The organism is Halolactibacillus alkaliphilus (genome assembly GCF_900115465.1).
Taxonomy (GTDB): domain Bacteria; phylum Bacillota; class Bacilli; order Bacillales; family Amphibacillaceae; genus Halolactibacillus; species Halolactibacillus alkaliphilus.
This window is the reverse complement of record NZ_FOWN01000004.1, coordinates 122567-139371: the sequence shown is the minus strand read 5'-3', so window position 1 is coordinate 139371 and position 16805 is coordinate 122567. Positions and strand designations below refer to the sequence as shown.

General features: G+C 37.5%; 16 protein-coding genes. 15 read left to right on the top strand and 1 reads right to left on the bottom strand.

Annotated elements, in window-relative coordinates; translation table 11 throughout:
* Nucleotides 1-456: 456 nt before the first annotated feature.
* From msrA to fdxA, 4 genes are all read left to right on the top strand, one after another.
* Nucleotides 457-1416, top strand: coding sequence for a peptide-methionine (S)-S-oxide reductase MsrA (msrA, locus tag BM163_RS03255; protein WP_371859478.1), 960 nt, complete (start codon nucleotides 457-459; stop codon nucleotides 1414-1416).
* Nucleotides 1417-1711: 295 nt separating this feature from the next.
* A complete protein-coding gene (locus tag BM163_RS03250; protein ID WP_089800185.1) occupies nucleotides 1712-1921 on the top strand; it encodes a DUF6501 family protein in 210 nt (69 codons plus the stop codon).
* An 84-nt stretch (nucleotides 1922-2005) separates the two neighbouring features.
* Nucleotides 2006-2545 (top strand): histidine phosphatase family protein, encoded by a 540-nt coding sequence (locus BM163_RS03245; RefSeq protein ID WP_089800182.1) that lies wholly within the window; start codon nucleotides 2006-2008, stop codon nucleotides 2543-2545.
* Between the two features lie 31 nt (nucleotides 2546-2576).
* Nucleotides 2577-2816, top strand: coding sequence for a 4Fe-4S ferredoxin (gene fdxA, locus BM163_RS03240; protein WP_089800180.1), 240 nt, complete (start codon nucleotides 2577-2579; stop codon nucleotides 2814-2816).
* Nucleotides 2817-2880: 64 nt separating this feature from the next.
* Here the strand turns inward: fdxA and BM163_RS03235 are convergent, their stop codons facing one another.
* The gene (locus BM163_RS03235) at nucleotides 2881-3162 is read right to left on the bottom strand and encodes an acylphosphatase (protein ID WP_089800178.1); all 282 of its coding nucleotides are present in this window, start codon (nucleotides 3160-3162) and stop codon (nucleotides 2881-2883) included.
* A gap of 208 nt (nucleotides 3163-3370) precedes the next feature.
* On the opposite strand from BM163_RS03235, the gene BM163_RS03230 reads away from it, so the two are divergent.
* The 11 genes from BM163_RS03230 to cas1 all read left to right on the top strand — a co-directional run bounded on the left by BM163_RS03230 (nucleotide 3371) and on the right by cas1 (nucleotide 16804).
* Entirely contained in the window at nucleotides 3371-4294 is a 924-nt protein-coding gene (locus BM163_RS03230; protein ID WP_089800176.1) for a peptidase U32 family protein, read from the top strand.
* A gap of 15 nt (nucleotides 4295-4309) precedes the next feature.
* A complete protein-coding gene (locus tag BM163_RS03225) occupies nucleotides 4310-5536 on the top strand; it encodes a peptidase U32 family protein (RefSeq protein WP_089800174.1) in 1227 nt (408 codons plus the stop codon).
* A 318-nt stretch (nucleotides 5537-5854) separates the two neighbouring features.
* Complete coding sequence (locus tag BM163_RS03220; RefSeq protein WP_089800172.1) at nucleotides 5855-6769, top strand: hypothetical protein; 915 nt, start codon at nucleotides 5855-5857, stop codon at nucleotides 6767-6769.
* 152 nt (nucleotides 6770-6921) lie between these two features.
* The gene (locus BM163_RS03215; RefSeq protein ID WP_089800170.1) at nucleotides 6922-7653 is read left to right on the top strand and encodes a carotenoid biosynthesis protein; all 732 of its coding nucleotides are present in this window, start codon (nucleotides 6922-6924) and stop codon (nucleotides 7651-7653) included.
* Nucleotides 7634-8365 carry a lysophospholipid acyltransferase family protein gene (locus BM163_RS03210; RefSeq protein WP_089800168.1) on the top strand — a complete coding sequence of 244 codons (732 nt, stop codon included), beginning with the start codon at nucleotides 7634-7636 and terminating at the stop codon, nucleotides 8363-8365. The genes BM163_RS03215 and BM163_RS03210 overlap by 20 nt, the downstream gene beginning before the upstream one ends.
* Nucleotides 8362-8754 (top strand): glycosyltransferase family 2 protein, encoded by a 393-nt coding sequence (locus BM163_RS03205; RefSeq protein ID WP_170243632.1) that lies wholly within the window; start codon nucleotides 8362-8364, stop codon nucleotides 8752-8754. Before BM163_RS03210 ends, BM163_RS03205 begins: the two co-directional genes overlap by 4 nt.
* On the top strand, nucleotides 8747-9235 hold the full coding sequence (locus BM163_RS03200; protein WP_089800164.1) for a hypothetical protein: 489 nt from the start codon (nucleotides 8747-8749) through the stop codon (nucleotides 9233-9235). The genes BM163_RS03205 and BM163_RS03200 overlap by 8 nt, the downstream gene beginning before the upstream one ends.
* Entirely contained in the window at nucleotides 9232-10701 is a 1470-nt protein-coding gene (locus BM163_RS03195) for a phytoene desaturase family protein (RefSeq protein ID WP_170243633.1), read from the top strand. Before BM163_RS03200 ends, BM163_RS03195 begins: the two co-directional genes overlap by 4 nt.
* A gap of 160 nt (nucleotides 10702-10861) precedes the next feature.
* Nucleotides 10862-11263 carry a YbaN family protein gene (locus BM163_RS03190; RefSeq protein ID WP_089800160.1) on the top strand — a complete coding sequence of 134 codons (402 nt, stop codon included), beginning with the start codon at nucleotides 10862-10864 and terminating at the stop codon, nucleotides 11261-11263.
* Between the two features lie 649 nt (nucleotides 11264-11912).
* A complete protein-coding gene (cas9, locus tag BM163_RS03185) occupies nucleotides 11913-15929 on the top strand; it encodes a type II CRISPR RNA-guided endonuclease Cas9 (RefSeq protein ID WP_089800158.1) in 4017 nt (1338 codons plus the stop codon).
* Between the two features lie 2 nt (nucleotides 15930-15931).
* Nucleotides 15932-16804, top strand: coding sequence for a type II CRISPR-associated endonuclease Cas1 (gene cas1 / locus BM163_RS03180; RefSeq protein ID WP_089800156.1), 873 nt, complete (start codon nucleotides 15932-15934; stop codon nucleotides 16802-16804).
* Nucleotide 16805 lies beyond the last annotated feature (1 nt).

The following is a 16805-nucleotide window of genomic DNA, read 5'->3' as shown; positions in this document are numbered from 1 at the left end:
TTCGCTTTCGAGCCCCTAAGCTCCCGGACCTCCGTTTGATAGCGAAAATGTTTGGCTTGATTAAACACCCGGAGGGTGTGATCCATGGACATCACAAAATCAGGATCGATTTTATGCTTATATAAGCGATTTGAAAAAATGGCCTTCATGCCCATGATACCCACCCTCCCTTGGTTTTGTGACGGTCACTGTTAGTGCTTTAATTATACCATGCGGAATATATGTTTGTCACTTCAAAAATATTCAAAACAAGCGATTCATCACCCACCTAGTGCTGACGCACTTGAGGAAGGTGTCTTCTCGCCCTAAAGCGATAAATGTAAGGATATGAAGTAAATCTAGACCAGCATTTAGAAATACTAAAGTATGACATCCCTCTGCGTCTTTGCTGTATTAATCAAGAGCGTAATAGTTGATTGAATAAGACTTTCCTCGTAAACTGTAATTAAAGGTGGGATGAAGATGACAAAACAAATCGCAACATTCGCAGGTGGTTGTTTCTGGTGTATGGTTGAACCGTTCGATGAACAACCAGGTATTGAAAAAATCGTGTCTGGTTATACTGGTGGGCATACAGAGAATCCAACATATGAGGAAGTGTGTTCTGATACAACCGGTCATGTTGAAGCGGTCCAAATTACGTATGATCCTGATGTGTTTCCGTATGAAAAACTGTTAGATGTATTTTGGCGTCAAATTGATCCGACAGATGACGGTGGTCAGTTTCATGATCGCGGTGATTCTTACCGAACTGCCATATTCTATCATAGTGATGAACAAAAACAACTTGCCGAACTGTCTAAACAAAACCTTAGTGACTCAGGAAAGTTTAAGCAAGCCATTGTTACACAGATTCGTCCTGCAAGTGTATTTTATCTTGCGGAAGACAAACATCAAGACTATTATAAAAACCATCGTTTCCATTACCGTCTCTACAAGAAAGGTTCTGGTCGGGCTGATTTTATTAAAAACACATGGGACAAAATACCCGACAAGTCAGACTTAAAAAAACGATTAACAGCTATGCAGTATCATGTCACACAAGAAAACGGAACTGAACCGCCGTTTCAAAATGCCTATTATGATAACCCAGAAGACGGTATTTACGTCGATATCGTCAGTGGTGAGCCATTGTTTTCAACAACAGATCAATACGATGCAGGTTGTGGCTGGCCAAGTTTTACTCAACCATTGAGCCGGGAACGTCTCGAAGAAAAGATGGATACGAGTCATGGCATGCGCCGGATTGAAATACGGTCAAAACAAGCCAATTCGCATTTAGGTCATGTGTTTGATGATGGTCCTAAAGACAAAGGTGGGAGTCGTTATTGTATCAATTCAGCGGCTTTACGCTTTGTGAAAAAAGAGGATTTAGAAAAAGAGGGTTATGTGGAGTACCGCTCATTGTTTAAATAGCTATATAAAAAGGCGACGCATGTATTCAAATTATATGAATATGGGTCGTCTTTTTATTATTTTCGATCGCCATACTTGTACATATTAATTTCTGTTGGAATCCTTTTATTAAATTTTATGAAACCATCTTTTTTCGTCTGGTGTAGATTGGCAAGTAACCTTATAGTTTTGCATAGTTAACGCTATCTTTACATGGCGTTAATAATTGCTGAGATTGGAAAAAGACTGCTTATATTTTTCGACAAAACGTGATAAACTAGGTAAGAAGTATATATAGTTAAAGGAGAGACTTAGCGTGATTCATAAAGGTTGGGAGAATCGAGAAACAATTAAAACAATTCGTTGTGTCCATGCAGAGGCGAAAAAATTTGTTGTAGATACAATGTTGACACCAGGAAAAGATTATGAAGTAAAAAATGAAACAGATGAGTTTTATTTTATTATGGATAACTCAAATCGAATAGCGGGATTTAGAAAAGAATATTTTTCTGAAAAAAATGCATAAATGTGGTTTTCTAGGGTCAATTTAAGGTAATAGATTAGGTAAGAACTTAATTTTTACGATACTAGCCTCAAGGGAGATGATCGCATGAAACAACTGATACTGATTCGTCATTGTCACGCAGACGGGAAACATAAAGATTCACCACTGACAAACCTCGGGGTCAATCAGGCGCGCCGCTTGGCCGAGTATTTAGACAAAGAAGGTATTCAACCTAAAAAGTTGTTGTCGAGCCCCTACATGCGTGCAGTTGAGACCATTCGCCCTTATGCGAGACAGTATGAGCTTGCGGTCATCAAAGACCCACGCCTGCAAGAACAAGTATTAAGTGATCAACCAGTGGATGACTATATCGGCGTAGTGAAAGCATCCTTTAGTGACCCAGACTACAAACTTCCTGGAGGAGAATCCGCAAAAGATGCCCTCTGTCGATTTAAAGAAGTAATAAATGAATACAGTGAAGAAGATGCAAGTATTGCGATTGTTACTCACGGTCATTTATTAGCGCTTTATTTACACGAAATTAATCCAGATTTTAATTTTAAAGACTGGCAAGTATTAAAGAATCCAGATGTGTTTATTATTCATTTTGATGGCGAGCATCAAGTAGTTAAACACGTGTGGTAATCCATTGAGAAGATGAAAAGGAGGAAGACCAATGGCTTTTGTAATTACATCTGCATGTATTGATGAAAAAGCGGGAGAATGTCAAGAAGTATGCCCAGTAGATTGCATTGAAGAAGGCGAAAATATGTATTACATCGATCCTGATGTCTGCATTGACTGTGGTGCATGTGAGGCAGTATGCCCTGTTGATGCGGTTTTTATGGAAGATGAAGTACCAGAAACTGAGCACGAGTACATCGCATTAAATCGTCGCTTCTTTGAAGAGAACTAATGTTTACATAAAAGGCCCTAAGTGTTAGTTGCTTAGGGCCTTTTTATTCATCGCCTAGTGTTTACTAATAGGTTGTTCTAAAGCGTGTATAGCCCATAAGTTGATCTGTTACATCAAGTTCAACATCCGACACTTTTGCAGAAGGGCTAATACCTTGTTTCATCGCATCGATCAGTTGATAGACCTTGCTTGCTTCACCTTCAATCTCTGCTTCAACGGTCCCGTCGGAGACGTTTTTAACATAGCCATAGACACCGAGAGCATGCGCTTTTATTTCTGTCATATATCGAAAGCCAACACCTTGCACACGCCCATGGACAATGATATGTGCATGTAGTTTACCCATGTCTGAAAACCCCTTTCTTTCCTCTTTCATTATCTTAAAGCTCTTAGAAAACATTACCCGATATCACTCATAATAAAACGGCGGATGGATGTAAGCGGTTAAATTATTATTTATAATAAAAAGTACGTTTATGTGTGATAAATGTCACAACATTTCTCGTTGAAACCTTTATAATTAGCCATAGACTGTATTTTTAGAGGTGACAAACATGACGAATTATCAACCAGAATTACAAGTAACAGCGAAAGATATAGATGAAGTTAAACGTGTGCTTTCTGCTGGTGCGGATGCTGTATTTGTTGGGAACCAACAATTTGGTAACCGCGTAGCGGGTGATTTTACTTTAGATCAGATAAACACAGCAACAATATATGCCCATGAACATGGTAAGAAGGTCTATGTATTAGTTAATGCGATTTATCATAACAATCACTTGCGTGATCTACCAGACTACTTAAAAGCTGTAAAGGCGATTGGTGTCGATGGTATCGTGGCTGGAGATCAATCAATTTTCCAAATTATTCAAGACTTAGATCTTCAGTTACCATTAATATGGAACCCTGCCACTTTATCAACGAATTATCAAACATTAAACTTTTGGCATAAACGCGGGGCGACGCGTGCGGCACTTTCAAATGAATTACGTCTCGATGCATCCATTGAAATTAAAGCGCACGTTGATTGCTTTATTGACATTCAAGTACACGGCATGAGTTGTATTTTTCAATCCAAGCGTAAGCTATTAAAAAACTATTATGAACATATTGACCGTGATTATGACAAGCAAATGGCGCGGTATATTAAGGAAGACAAAAAAACAGAAACGCATTACCCGATTTTTGAAGACGCTAATGGTACGCATATTATGAGTACTTCTGATATGATGATGATTGATCATATTGATGAAATTTTAGCGGGTAAAATTGATGGGTTAAAAATAGAAGGCATACTAAAGTCAACAGAATACAACGAACAGATTGTGGCTATTTACCGAGAAGCCATTGATACGTGTTTAGAAGATGAAGCTACCTATCAAATGAAAAAAGCACGATTTAAACAGGCGATTTATAAGCTGCAACCGGCTGATCGTCAACTTGATACGGGCTTTTACTTTAAAGAACAGATTTATTAAGAAGGAGCAATTACGATGCAAAAAACGCTAAAGAAACCTGAATTACTTGCGCCTGCAGGTAATTTAGAGAAACTTAAATTTGCGATTCACTATGGGGCTGATGCGGTATATATCGGTGGGAAACAATTTGGGCTAAGATCAAATGCAGGAAACTTTACCTTTGACGAAATGCGTGAGGGTGTAGCATTTGCGGAAAAGTACGGTTCAAAGGTCTATGTCGCAACGAATATTATTGCCCATAATGAAAACTTAGACGGTGCACAAGAATATTATAAAAACTTATATGATGCAGGCATTCATGCGGTGATTGTGGCTGACCCAGCGCTTATTCAAGCCTGTCGTGAAGGTGCACCTGATTTAGAAGTGCATATTTCAACACAAGCGTCCATTGCTAACTGGAAAACAGCTGAATTTTGGAAAAATGAAGGTATTCCTCGTGTAGTACTTGCCCGCGAAGTATCCGTTGAGGAAATTCGTGAGATAAAAGAAAAAGTGGATGTAGAAATAGAAGCATTTATCCACGGAGCGATGTGTATTTCATACTCAGGGCGTTGTGTGTTATCTAACCATATGACAGCTCGTGACGCTAATCGTGGTGGTTGTGCACAGTCTTGTCGCTGGAAATATGATTTATTTGAAAACGGTGTAAATGATGATACAGAAGTTTCTGATGAGTCAGATGAGATGTACACGATGAGTTCACAAGATTTGAGTATGGTTGAACATTTACCAGACTTAATCGAAGCGGGCGTTGATTCATTAAAGATCGAAGGGCGGATGAAGTCAATTCACTATGTGGCGACAGTGGTGAACGTCTACCGTAAAATCATTGATACGTATTTCGAGGACCCTGAAAATTATCAATTAGACCAAGCCTGGATTGATGAAATTTGGAAAGCGGCACAACGTAATTTAACGACAGCATTTTATTACAATGAACCGACGCATAAAGATCAATTATATGGTAAACCTGAACGGTTACCTAAATATGATTTTGCGGGTCTTGTATTGGAATATGATAAAGAAACGCAAATGGCAACCATTCAACAACGTAATAACTTTGGTGTTGGCGATGAAGTGGAGTTCTTTGGACCGAACTTCTTCCATTTTAAACAAACCATTACGGAATTATACGATGAAAAAGGTGAACCCATCGATCGTGCGAAACATGCCATGATGATTACGAAAGTCAAAGTCGATCAACCAGTTGAATATTTAAATATGATGCGTAAACAAAAATAAGCCTTACTATAATGGGCACACGATGAGACATTGTCATTGTGTGCTTTTTTTCGTGGATACTTAAGCGTCCAGTAGCTATTTAAAAATTATCATGGTATTGATAATACTAATCACAACTGATAAACTAGAATATAATGTTAAATTTTTCATGAAAGTTCTATTTTTATGAGTTGATCTTTTTTAACATATTTTGCGGCTTATTTTGTAGAGATGGGCGTAAAACCCTTACGCCTTTAGCGAAGCGTTGGTTCAAGTGAAGAGCTATAAAAGAACATTGGTTTAATATAGGTTGAAAGATAATTATACGGAGGTGTAGGCGTGCGTTTTAATAAAGATAAGGTAGTTATGTATATGTGCATTATCGGTCTTATTTGGATGGCGATAGTGAGTTTTTTCCTACTGGATGGTTTAAGAACGGTTAATCGAAAAATGGAAATGAATATACAGTCCTTAACGCATCAATTGTCAAACATAGAATACAATATACCCTTTTTACTTGAGAATACACTTTTGGAATCAGATGGAAATATTCATTTAATAGACTTTGAGTATCTTTCGGTGAATCGTAATCAACAAGAAGTCATAGTGGATGTTAATGTTATCTTAAAAGAATCGCTCACTGATGCCATATATTATTTAAAAGTATCAGAGGAGCAGCCGCAAGAGGGAGAAAGTCATGTTTTAACATATGTTGATGACACGACATACAATGTGACTTTATCCGTTAATAGTAAACAAAATAATAATTTCACTGTGATTGAAGAAAGAGAAGATGGTTCTAAGCGGATGATGTCAGAAACTGCCTATTTTTTACCTATTTATGATGACCTTATTCACGGTCGTATGGAATTTCTAGAGTATCATTATGGTTTAAACAATAATGAGCTTACTGTTGGCTTTGGTTTAACTGTGAGGGATTTTCAATTAGATGACTTAGGCCTTGCTGAAGTCAGTGTTCAAATTTGGCATAATGGTGTCCAAGTAGCTGAAGAGGTTGTGACGGATCAGTTGAGTTTAGAGCGATCGTCAGAAATAGAAGAGTATTATACAGGCGCTTCCGTGAGTGATTCATATTATTATGAAGAAATGGCTGACGACCAAGATAAATCTGATTACTATTATGATGGTCATCTCAAAATCGATGCTTTGCGAGATATTAGTTTAGATGAGGTTGAAGTAATCATTGTTGCTGAAACACACGATGGGATAACAGAACACTACACTTTCTATTAAGTGAAATGTATGCTATAAAGAAAGCGCCTGAAGGATGTATTCATTTTAGGCGCTTTCTCGTATATAAAAAAACGATTGAATGCACGTGAAAAGGGGTAAAGAGGCATGTAAGTTATACAATGTATTATACATATGTAGAGGAGCTGATTGTTATGAAAAGAAAGCCTATCCTTTTACCCGTTTTCCTAGCATGGTATACGATAGGGGTTATTCTTCAAGTTTTTTTTACTGTACCTGATGTGCTAGCTTTTTCAAAGCCGCTCTTTTTAATTTTTTATTCGTTTAGCTTAGTGGAACTTATATGGCTTTACGAAAAAAAAGGCCGGCACCTCATCGTCGCAAGTGCCATTGTCGCTATCGTCACCTTCTTTATTGAGGTCTTAAGTGTAGAGACAGGATTCCCATTTGGTGAATATGACTATACAACGGTTCTTGGGCCACTTGTTTTTGGTGTGCCGTTTACGATTGCGTTGGCTTGGGTAGGTGTTCTATTAAATAGTTTATTGTTGTCATCTCAAAAAAATCGTTGGCGGCGAGCGGTGGAAACAGGTTTTTGGATTGTTGTGATCGATTTAATTCTAGACCCAGTGGCGATTTTTGAATCGTTTTGGACGTGGTATAACCCCGGGACTGTTCATTATTTTAATATTCCTATCACAAATTTCATTAGTTGGTTTATTATTGGTGCGGTATTAAGCTTGCTCTTTCCCTTGTATCAGCGTCCTAAAATGTTAAAGCGCACAAATGCTTTTATTTATCAATTGATGTTACTCATGTTTGGTTTATTAGCTTTGAAGCATGGTGAAATCATTATTTTTAGTTTAAGTCTACTTTTTATCTTAATGGCTGAAGGGAAATATCGCTATGATTGTCGCCAATCATAAACCGCGTTTTAAACGGTGGTTCTTTTTATATTTAAAATACTATTTGTTCAAAAAACAGATAGGGAAAATTGTGGTCAATGGAAACTGGGTTGAGCGAGACGCACCTACATTGTATCTGATCAATCATAGTGCTTGGTGGGATGGTTTAATCTTGTTTTATTTTGTTCAATCACAGTCCGATAAACAACATGCTGTGATGATGGACGAAGAAGGACTAAGGCGCTATCCTTTCTTTCAAAAGTTAGGAGCATTTAGTGTCAACAAGAATAAGCCGCGTGACCTCGTGCAGACATTTCGATATATGACGGACTTATTTAACCAGCTTCATCCGATATGGGTCTTTCCACAAGGAAAAGTTGAGCACCAAGATACTGTCCCTTATGTGTTCCAAAAAGGCGTTGGACGGATGATGACGTTAGTGGATAACATCCACGTCGTGCCAGTGACTTTACATTATGCTTTCTTAGAAGAACAAAAGCCGGTTGTATCCATAAAAGTTGGTGATGCGTTCGTGGCGAATAAAAACCAAGACGCTAAAACGGTCTGGTTACATCGTGCAGAAACTATAATGTCACAGCAATATGCTGAACAAAAACAACAAATTATAGAAGACATTCATTTCTATAATCGAATCGATCAGCGAGTGATATTTACCTCTTCACGTTCTACAAGTGATTGGTTTGATAGTTGGAAGGGACGGGGGAAGAGGTGACATTATTTATAGTTGGTATTCTCTTCATTCAGTGCATACAGTTAGCATTTATATTGATAAATTTGCGTTATTTTAAAGCGCCAGACGCAAAAGAAGCTGGGACAGATGCGGTGCCGTGTCTGATAAGTATTCTGATTCCTGCTAGAAACGAAGAAAAGACCATCACTTCGTGTATCGACTCGATTTTTCAGCAAGACGTTACCCCTCTTGAGGTCATTGTGTTAAATGATCACTCAGAAGATGCGACAGAGCTGGTTGTTACGGAGTTAGCGAAGAGGTATGATAGATTAAAAGTCATACAAGGTCAAACATTGCCTAAAGGTTGGCTTGGTAAAAGTTATGCCTGCCAGCAGCTTGCGGATGCGGCATGTGGCCTTTATTATGATTAAGAAATCGAGCTATCTGCTTGCGGGCGGACATGAAGCGATTAAAGACTCTATGGTAGATGATATGTCTCTTATGCGGGCACAGAAGTTACATCACCAACCTGTTCGATTACTAAAAGTAGATGATATGGTTGAGATGCGTATGTATACGAATGCTTGCGCGGTGTGGAGAGGTTTTTCGAAAAACATGTTTAGTATTATGCAGAAGAATACGCGAGTGTTACTTGTGTTATGTAGTTATTATTTCATTATATTTCTCGCACCGTTTTGTTTGGTTGGCTCTGTTCCTTTTATTTATATTCTTATTAGCTATTGTTTGATGGTTTTGATGAAAGGGGTCATTGATAGGAAAAATGGTCTACCAATGTGGGTGAGTTTTTTTATTCCATTAAGTGTGTTAATCACCATCGGGATAGGGATAGATTCAATGTACAAAAGCGTTACTCATAAGGGCTACGTTTGGAAGGGGAGGCGTTACGAGTGAAAGAGTGTCTGATTATTGGTGCTGGACTGGGCGGTTTATCTGCGGGTATAAAGTTAGCGCATGAGGGTTATCACGTGACGATTTTAGAGAAAAATGATGAAGCAGGTGGAAAGCTCAGGCCAATAATACGAGGGAACTATCAATTTGATTTAGGCCCAAGTACAATTACGTTAAAGCAAGCGTTTGAATCGGTGTTTCGTTCTGTTGGAAGACAGCTTGAGGATTATCTTGATTTTTACCCGATTCCAGAGGGAACGCGCAACTTTTTCTCACCAGAAGTCCAACTCGATTTTTCAACAGATCGTGAAGCGGTAAAAAAACAACTGGCTACGTTTAGTGTAGCTGACGCCAAAAACTATGAGGCGTTTTTAGAAGAGGCCAAACGTCTCTATGAGATCAGTGACCAGCAATTTTTTAGTCAACTGATGTATCCGTTAAAGACTCAATTATCGCCGTCACTTATTAAACACTTTATTAAGATTAAACCATTCAAAACACTGGCCTCGCTCATCGAAGATTACTTTGAGCATCCCTATACTAGAATGATGTTACTACGTTATGCCACATATGTTGGGTCAAATCCATATCAATCACCGATGATTTTTGCTATGCTGGCACATTTAGAGGGTACGCAAGGCATTTGGGGTGTGAAAGGTGGGACGTATGAGATTGTAAGGGCCTTTGTTCGTTTAGCTGAAGAACTTGGGGTAAACATTAAATACAATCAGCATGTTACAAAGATTCGAACGAAACATGAGCGTGTCATTGGAGTGGAAGTAGGAGATATCTTCTATGATAGCGACCTTGTCATTGTGAATGCTGATGCGTTAACGGCTTATCAGACGTTTATGCGACACCATCCACTGAGCTACGCCTTACGCAAAAAAGAAGTGTCACTATCAGGCTTCGTTTGGCTTGTCGGGATCAAAAAGACATACGATGTCCTAAAACACCATAATGTCTTTTTCCCAGTAGACTATACACAAGAATTTGAAGCTATCTTTGGCGATTTAGATGTGCCCGAAACTCCAACGATTTATATTTGTCAGTCGAGTGTGTCAGAACCTGAGCGCGCGACACCTGGTGGAGGGAACTTATTCATCTTAATAAATGCGCCCCATCTATCAGATCAGTTAGTCTGGAATGAGGACACTATAAGTGAAATGAAGCGGCGCATCAAACAGCAACTTGAACATTTTGGTCTTACACAGTTAGAAGAGCGTATAGAAGAAGAGTTCTTCTATACACCGAAGGACTTGATGGAGCGGACCGCAGCCTATAAGGGCGCTATTTACGGTATGAGTTCAAATAGTGTTTCCCAAGCGTTCTTTAGAGTTGAGAACCGTGATCCTATCTATCGTAACCTCTACTTTACCGGTGGTTCAACCCATCCAGGTGGTGGCACACCAATGGTAACCCTATCAGGACAGTTAGTGGCTTCGGATATTATCAAAAAAATGCGGTAACGAACGGTTTTATATTTCTGGTAGGATTAGCTATAAAGCTCATCGTGTTTAAACCTATCTAAACATTAAAAAAAGTGAACCAACAGAGTCATTTGTGGTTTACTTTTTTAATGTTTTCGTTATATGATGAGACAAGGTTAAACACTAGAGGAGTTTTTTCATGACACGACATAAACTATTAAAGGTTATTTATATTATCATTGGATCATTCTCACTTGCATTAGGGACAATCGGGATTTTTCTCCCAGTCTTACCTACGACGCCATTCTTACTTCTCACAGCTTATTTCTATCTAAGAAGCTCTGAGAGACTGTATCACTGGCTTGTTAATCATAAAGTCTTCGGTAAGTACATTCACGACTATATCAAATACCGCAGTATCCCGTTAAAAACAAAAATACTTGCTCTTGTGCTTCTTTGGCCGTCAATCATTGTGAGCCTTTATTTCATTCCCTTGTTTCCGGTTAAGGTGATGCTTGTGTGCATTGCATCAACAGTCACTGTATATATAATAAGATTGAAGACAAGAGTAGAGGAACAAAATGTTGAAGAAGCGGTGTGATCATGAGTCATATAACGCTCAATACAAGCAAAACAAAAGCCTTTCATACACGTTTTAGTGTAAGAAAGGCTTTTGTTGCGTGAGAGTGTAAATAGATGCCATTTTTTCGACTTCGATAAGGGAAACGGTTAATTGAATGGCTTCATCATTATTCATATTGCATTTCTAGTTTAGTGTAACCTATCCAATCTTCAATCATTACCTCCATGTTAATTTAGAGGCAACTTAATACAGCTGTTTCTGAAATTTTATATGCGATTATTATGTGTTTAATTGAGAAAATAGTTCTTCATGATCACTCCGATCCATCTAACAATAACAAATAGGTTCTTTTATAACAGTTAAACTTACTAAAATTTAGAATAATATTTGAAAAAATTTGAAAATATGTTACGATGAAAGGGATTACATAGTCAAAATTCATCATAATACAACAGATATTTGTATGAAACTAGATTTATTTAATTAAAAAAGGGTATAAAAAAAGCGCCGAGACAGCGCAACTTTAAGTTGATTTCGGTCAAAGCCTTATTTTAACTCGCCATGTTGAATTGAATAACTCCAACACATTCATTGTAACAAATAAACAAATATTTGAAAAGGATTTTTTAAAAAATAGATAAATTTCAAAATAAAGGAGTGGTTTTGGATGAAGAAGCAATACAGTATTGGGCTTGATATTGGGACAAACAGTGTCGGTTGGGCGGTCACAAGTGACAATCATGACCTGATCAGAAGACGAATGAAAATTAATGGGGATTATGATAAAGGATCGATGAAGAAAAACTTTTGGGGTGTGCGGTTATTTGATGAAGGTGTTACTGCTGAAGAACGCCGCGTGACCCGTACAACGAGACGTCGATTACGTCGACGCAAAAACCGTCTGCATTACTTGCAGTCCTTCTTTATGGACGAAATGAAAAAAGTCGATGAGAACTTCTTTTACCGCTTAACAGAGAGTTTCATTGTTCCGATGGATAAAGATCATGATCGACATCCGGTTTTCGGTACGATGGAGGAAGAAGTTGCGTATCATAAACAGTTCCCAACTATTTATCACTTACGAAAATATTTAGCAGATAGTAACGAACAAGCAGATCTCCGCTTAGTTTATTTAGCCCTTGCGCATATCATTAAATTCCGTGGTCACTTTCTTATCGACGGAGAGTTAAGCACGGAACACGCATCAAATGATGCGGTTGGTGAGACATTCAAAGCCTTTTTACATCACTATAATCATGCCTTTCATTTGCAACCAGATGAGGCATACATTAACCTTATCCCAGAAGATTTATCGGTTGAAGCTGAATTAACGGCCAAAGTATCTAAATCAAGAAAAGCAGAAAGTGTTTTACATAAAGTTGAGACAGAAAAGTCAAATGGGACATTCCATCAATTTTTAAAATTAATAGTTGGTAATCAAGGGAATTTCAAAAAAACATTTTCACTTGATGAAGATCGCAAGTTAGACATAGGAAAAGAGGAGTATGAAGAGGATGTAGAAGCTTTACTAGAAGAAATTGGTGAAGACTACCGAGAACTATTTCTTTCTGCTAAGCACGTCCATGATGCGATTGAGCTCTCAGGCATTTTAGAGGGAGCTGACGCACGTAGTAAAGCACCGCTGTCAAGTTCAATGATTGCCCGTTATGATAATCATAAACAAGATTTACATGCACTAAAAACGCTTGTTAAAGCTCAGCTACCAGATCGCTACTTTGATATTTTTAGAAATTCAGCGAAAGATGGTTACGCCGGCTATATTGAAGGTAAAACATCAGAAGAAGACTTTTATAAGTTTTTGAAAAAAGTTCTAAATAAGGTTGACGGGGCAGAATCCTTTATTAAAAAAATCGATGAAGAACGTTTCCTGAGAAAACAACGGACGTATGATAATGGGGTCATCCCTCATCAAATCCATTTACACGAACTAAAAACAATCATCGAAAAACAAGGACAGTACTACGCGTTCTTATTAGAAAACAAAGAAAAAATTGCCTCCCTCTTAACATTTAGAATTCCGTATTATGTTGGTCCACTTGCCAAAGGCCAAAGTAAGTTTGCCTGGATTGAACGTGAAGGTCATGAGGCGGTGAGACCATGGAATATAAAAGAGGAAGTTAACCTTGTTAGTTCAGCTGAGAAGTTTATTGAAAAGATGACGAATGATGACACTTATTTACCTGAACAAAAAGTCCTTCCAAAACATAGTTTGTTGCTGCAGAAGTTTAATGTATTTAATGAATTAACTAAAGTACAATACTTAGACAGTCAAGGACAACGCCGTAATTTCTCAGGTAAGGAAAAACAAGAAATTTATCACAACCTTTTTAAATCTGAAAAAAACCGAACGGTTTCAATTATAACATTTGAAGAGTATTTAAAGAATGAGTATCAACTTGATAACCCAAAAGTACAGGGGATTGAGAAAAAATTTAATGCTTCTTTAAAAACATACCATGACTTTTTAAAACTCGGAATGTCGCGAGATGTTTTAGATAACGAGTTATACGCGGAGCGACTTGAGGACTTGGTTAAAATCTTAACCGTATTTGAGGACCGAGAAATGATTCGTAAACAACTTGAATCGTTTAGTGATCTGTTTGATCAAGCGATACTTAAGAAGTTAGAGCGTCGCCATTACACCGGATGGGGAAGGTTATCAGCAAAACTCATTCACGGTATTAAAGATGAACGAACGCAGAAGACGATTCTTGATTATTTAATTGAAGATGATCGTCCGAAGAATAACATTAATCGTAATTTCATGCAGTTGATTAATGATGATGACCTTTCGTTTAAAAAGACGATTGAAGAGATGCGTCTCAAACTCGAGTCAAATAATTTAAAAGACGCGGTCGATAAAATCCCTGGCAGCCCAGCAATAAAAAAAGGCATCTTACAGAGTTTAAAAATCGTTGATGAGATTGTCGAGATTATGGGCTATGAACCAGAATCGATTGTCATCGAAATGGCACGAGAAAACCAAACAACATCTCAAGGTCAACGAAATGCTAAAGAACGCTTAAATAATATTGAAGGTGCGTTAAAAGAATTAAAAAGTGATTTATTAAAAAAATATCCGGTCGACCAAGAAGCACTTAAAAATGATCGTTTGTATCTTTACTACCTTCAGAACGGCAAAGATATGTATACTAATCAAGAACTTGATATTAATAAATTATCTAATTATGATATTGACCACATCATCCCGAGAAGCTTTACGACGGATAATTCGATCGATAACCGAGTGTTAGTATCATCAAAATTGAATCGCGGAAAATCGAATGATGTTCCTAGCGAAGAAGTGGTTCGCAACATGAAATCATTCTGGTCATTATTGTATAGATCTAAGCTCATCAGTAAACGTAAATTTGATAACTTAACGAAGCTAAAGCTAACTGATGATGATAAAGCTGGTTTCATTAGAAGACAACTCGTTGAAACACGGCAAATTACAAAACACGTCGCGAGTATTTTGCATCAACGTTATAACAATCCGGAGTTAGATGAACCAGCCGTAAAAATTGTGACACTAAAGTCCGCGTTAACGAGTCAATTTAGACAAGCCTTTGATTTATATAAAGTCCGGGAAATCAATGACTATCATCATGCACATGATGCGTATTTAAATGCGGTAGTAGCTCGGTTACTCATGAGCGTGTATCCGCAGCTTATTCCGGACTTTGTGTATGGCGAGTACCGTAAGACAAGTGCGTTTAAAGAAAACAAAGCGACGGCGAAAAAGCAATTTTATACGAACTTGATTGAGCGGTTTAGTAAAGAAGATAAATTACCTGATGACAATGGTGAGATTGCTTGGGATAAATCTAGAGATTTAGCTAAGATTAATCGTGTGTTGAATTATCATCAGATGAATATTGTGAAGAAAGTTGAAGTGCAAACTGGAAATTTCTCTAAAGTAACAGTCTTACAGAAAGGGACTTCGAATAAATTGATACCTCGTAAAAAAGATTGGGATCCGAAAAAATATGGAGGTTTTGATAGCCCTAACGTTGCGTACTCAATTATCTTCACTCATGAAAAAGGTAAGCAGAAAAAAGTAATGAAAGATATCATTGGAATCACTATTATGGATCAACAATTATTTGAAGCGGATCAGATAAAGTATTTAGAAAACAAGGGCTACAGCAATCCTAAAATTAATTTTAAGTTGGCTAAATACACGGTGTTTGAATTGGAAAATAATAGACGTCGTCTTCTTGCGAGTGCAAATGAAGCTCAGAAAGGAAATCAAATGGTTTTACCAAGCCATTTAGTGCTATTACTTTATCATTGTAGAAGATATATTGATTCATCATTTAAAAATGCCAATCATGAAACATATATTTTGGAAAATAAAGAAAAGTTTAATGAGCTTCTTGATTATGTGCTTCAATTTAGTCGTCAGTATACACTTGCTGAGGTTAATGATAGAAAAATATCCGCTGTTTTTGAGGGGGCGTTTAATCAGGCGGAGGCTAGCGACTTGGCCACATCGTTTATCAACTTAATGGATTATAATAAAATGGGGGCACCTTCGGCATTTACTTTTTTTGAAACAAAAATTGATCGTAAACGATATACAAGCCTCAAAGAATTATTAAATGCTAAAATCATCTATCAATCAGTTACAGGCTTATACGAAACAAGAAAAGAGGTTTGATTATGGGGTGGCGAACAGTTGTAGTCAATCAGCATTCAAAACTAGCATATAAAAATAACGCGTTACTGTTTAAAACCTCTGAAAAACAAGAAGTTATTCACTTATCAGAGATTGATATTTTAATTCTTGAGACAACAGACATAACGTTAACGACGATGTTGTTAAAACGCTTAGTAGATGAGAATATCCTTGTGATATTCTGTGATGACAAACGGTTACCATCCGCAAAATTAATGCCTTATTTCGGAAGACATGATAGTAGTTTACAACTATCTAAACAAGTGGTATGGCAAGAAGAGAAAAGACAGGTAGTGTGGACGGAGATTATTGCGCAAAAAATTTTGAATCAACACCTTTATTTGAGAGAGGTCGAGCATTACGAAAAGTCACAATCCATCTTGAATTTATATGATGGATTGGAGTTGTTCGATCCGACTAATCGTGAAGGACATGCGGCGCGGATTTATTTTCAATCGCTATTTGATAACTCCTTCTCTCGTGAACTACAGACGACGGTAAATGCCGCATTAGATTACGGTTATACGTTACTACTTAGTGTGTTTGCACGTGAGATAGTGAAGGCGGGTTGTTTAACGCAAATAGGCATGAAGCATGTGAATCAGTTTAATGATTTTAATTTAGCGAGTGACATTATGGAACCATTTCGGCCATTAGTAGACCAAATTGTTTATGAGAACAGAGAAAAAGATTTTAAATTGATTAAAAGGCAACTATTCGCCTTGTTTACAAACAACTATGCCTATAATTTTCAACAAATGTACTTGACGAATATTGTTCAAGACTATACAAAAAAGATTATTAAAGTGCTAAACGGTGAAGCGGAACTAACTGATATTCCCGTTTTCAAGATATGAG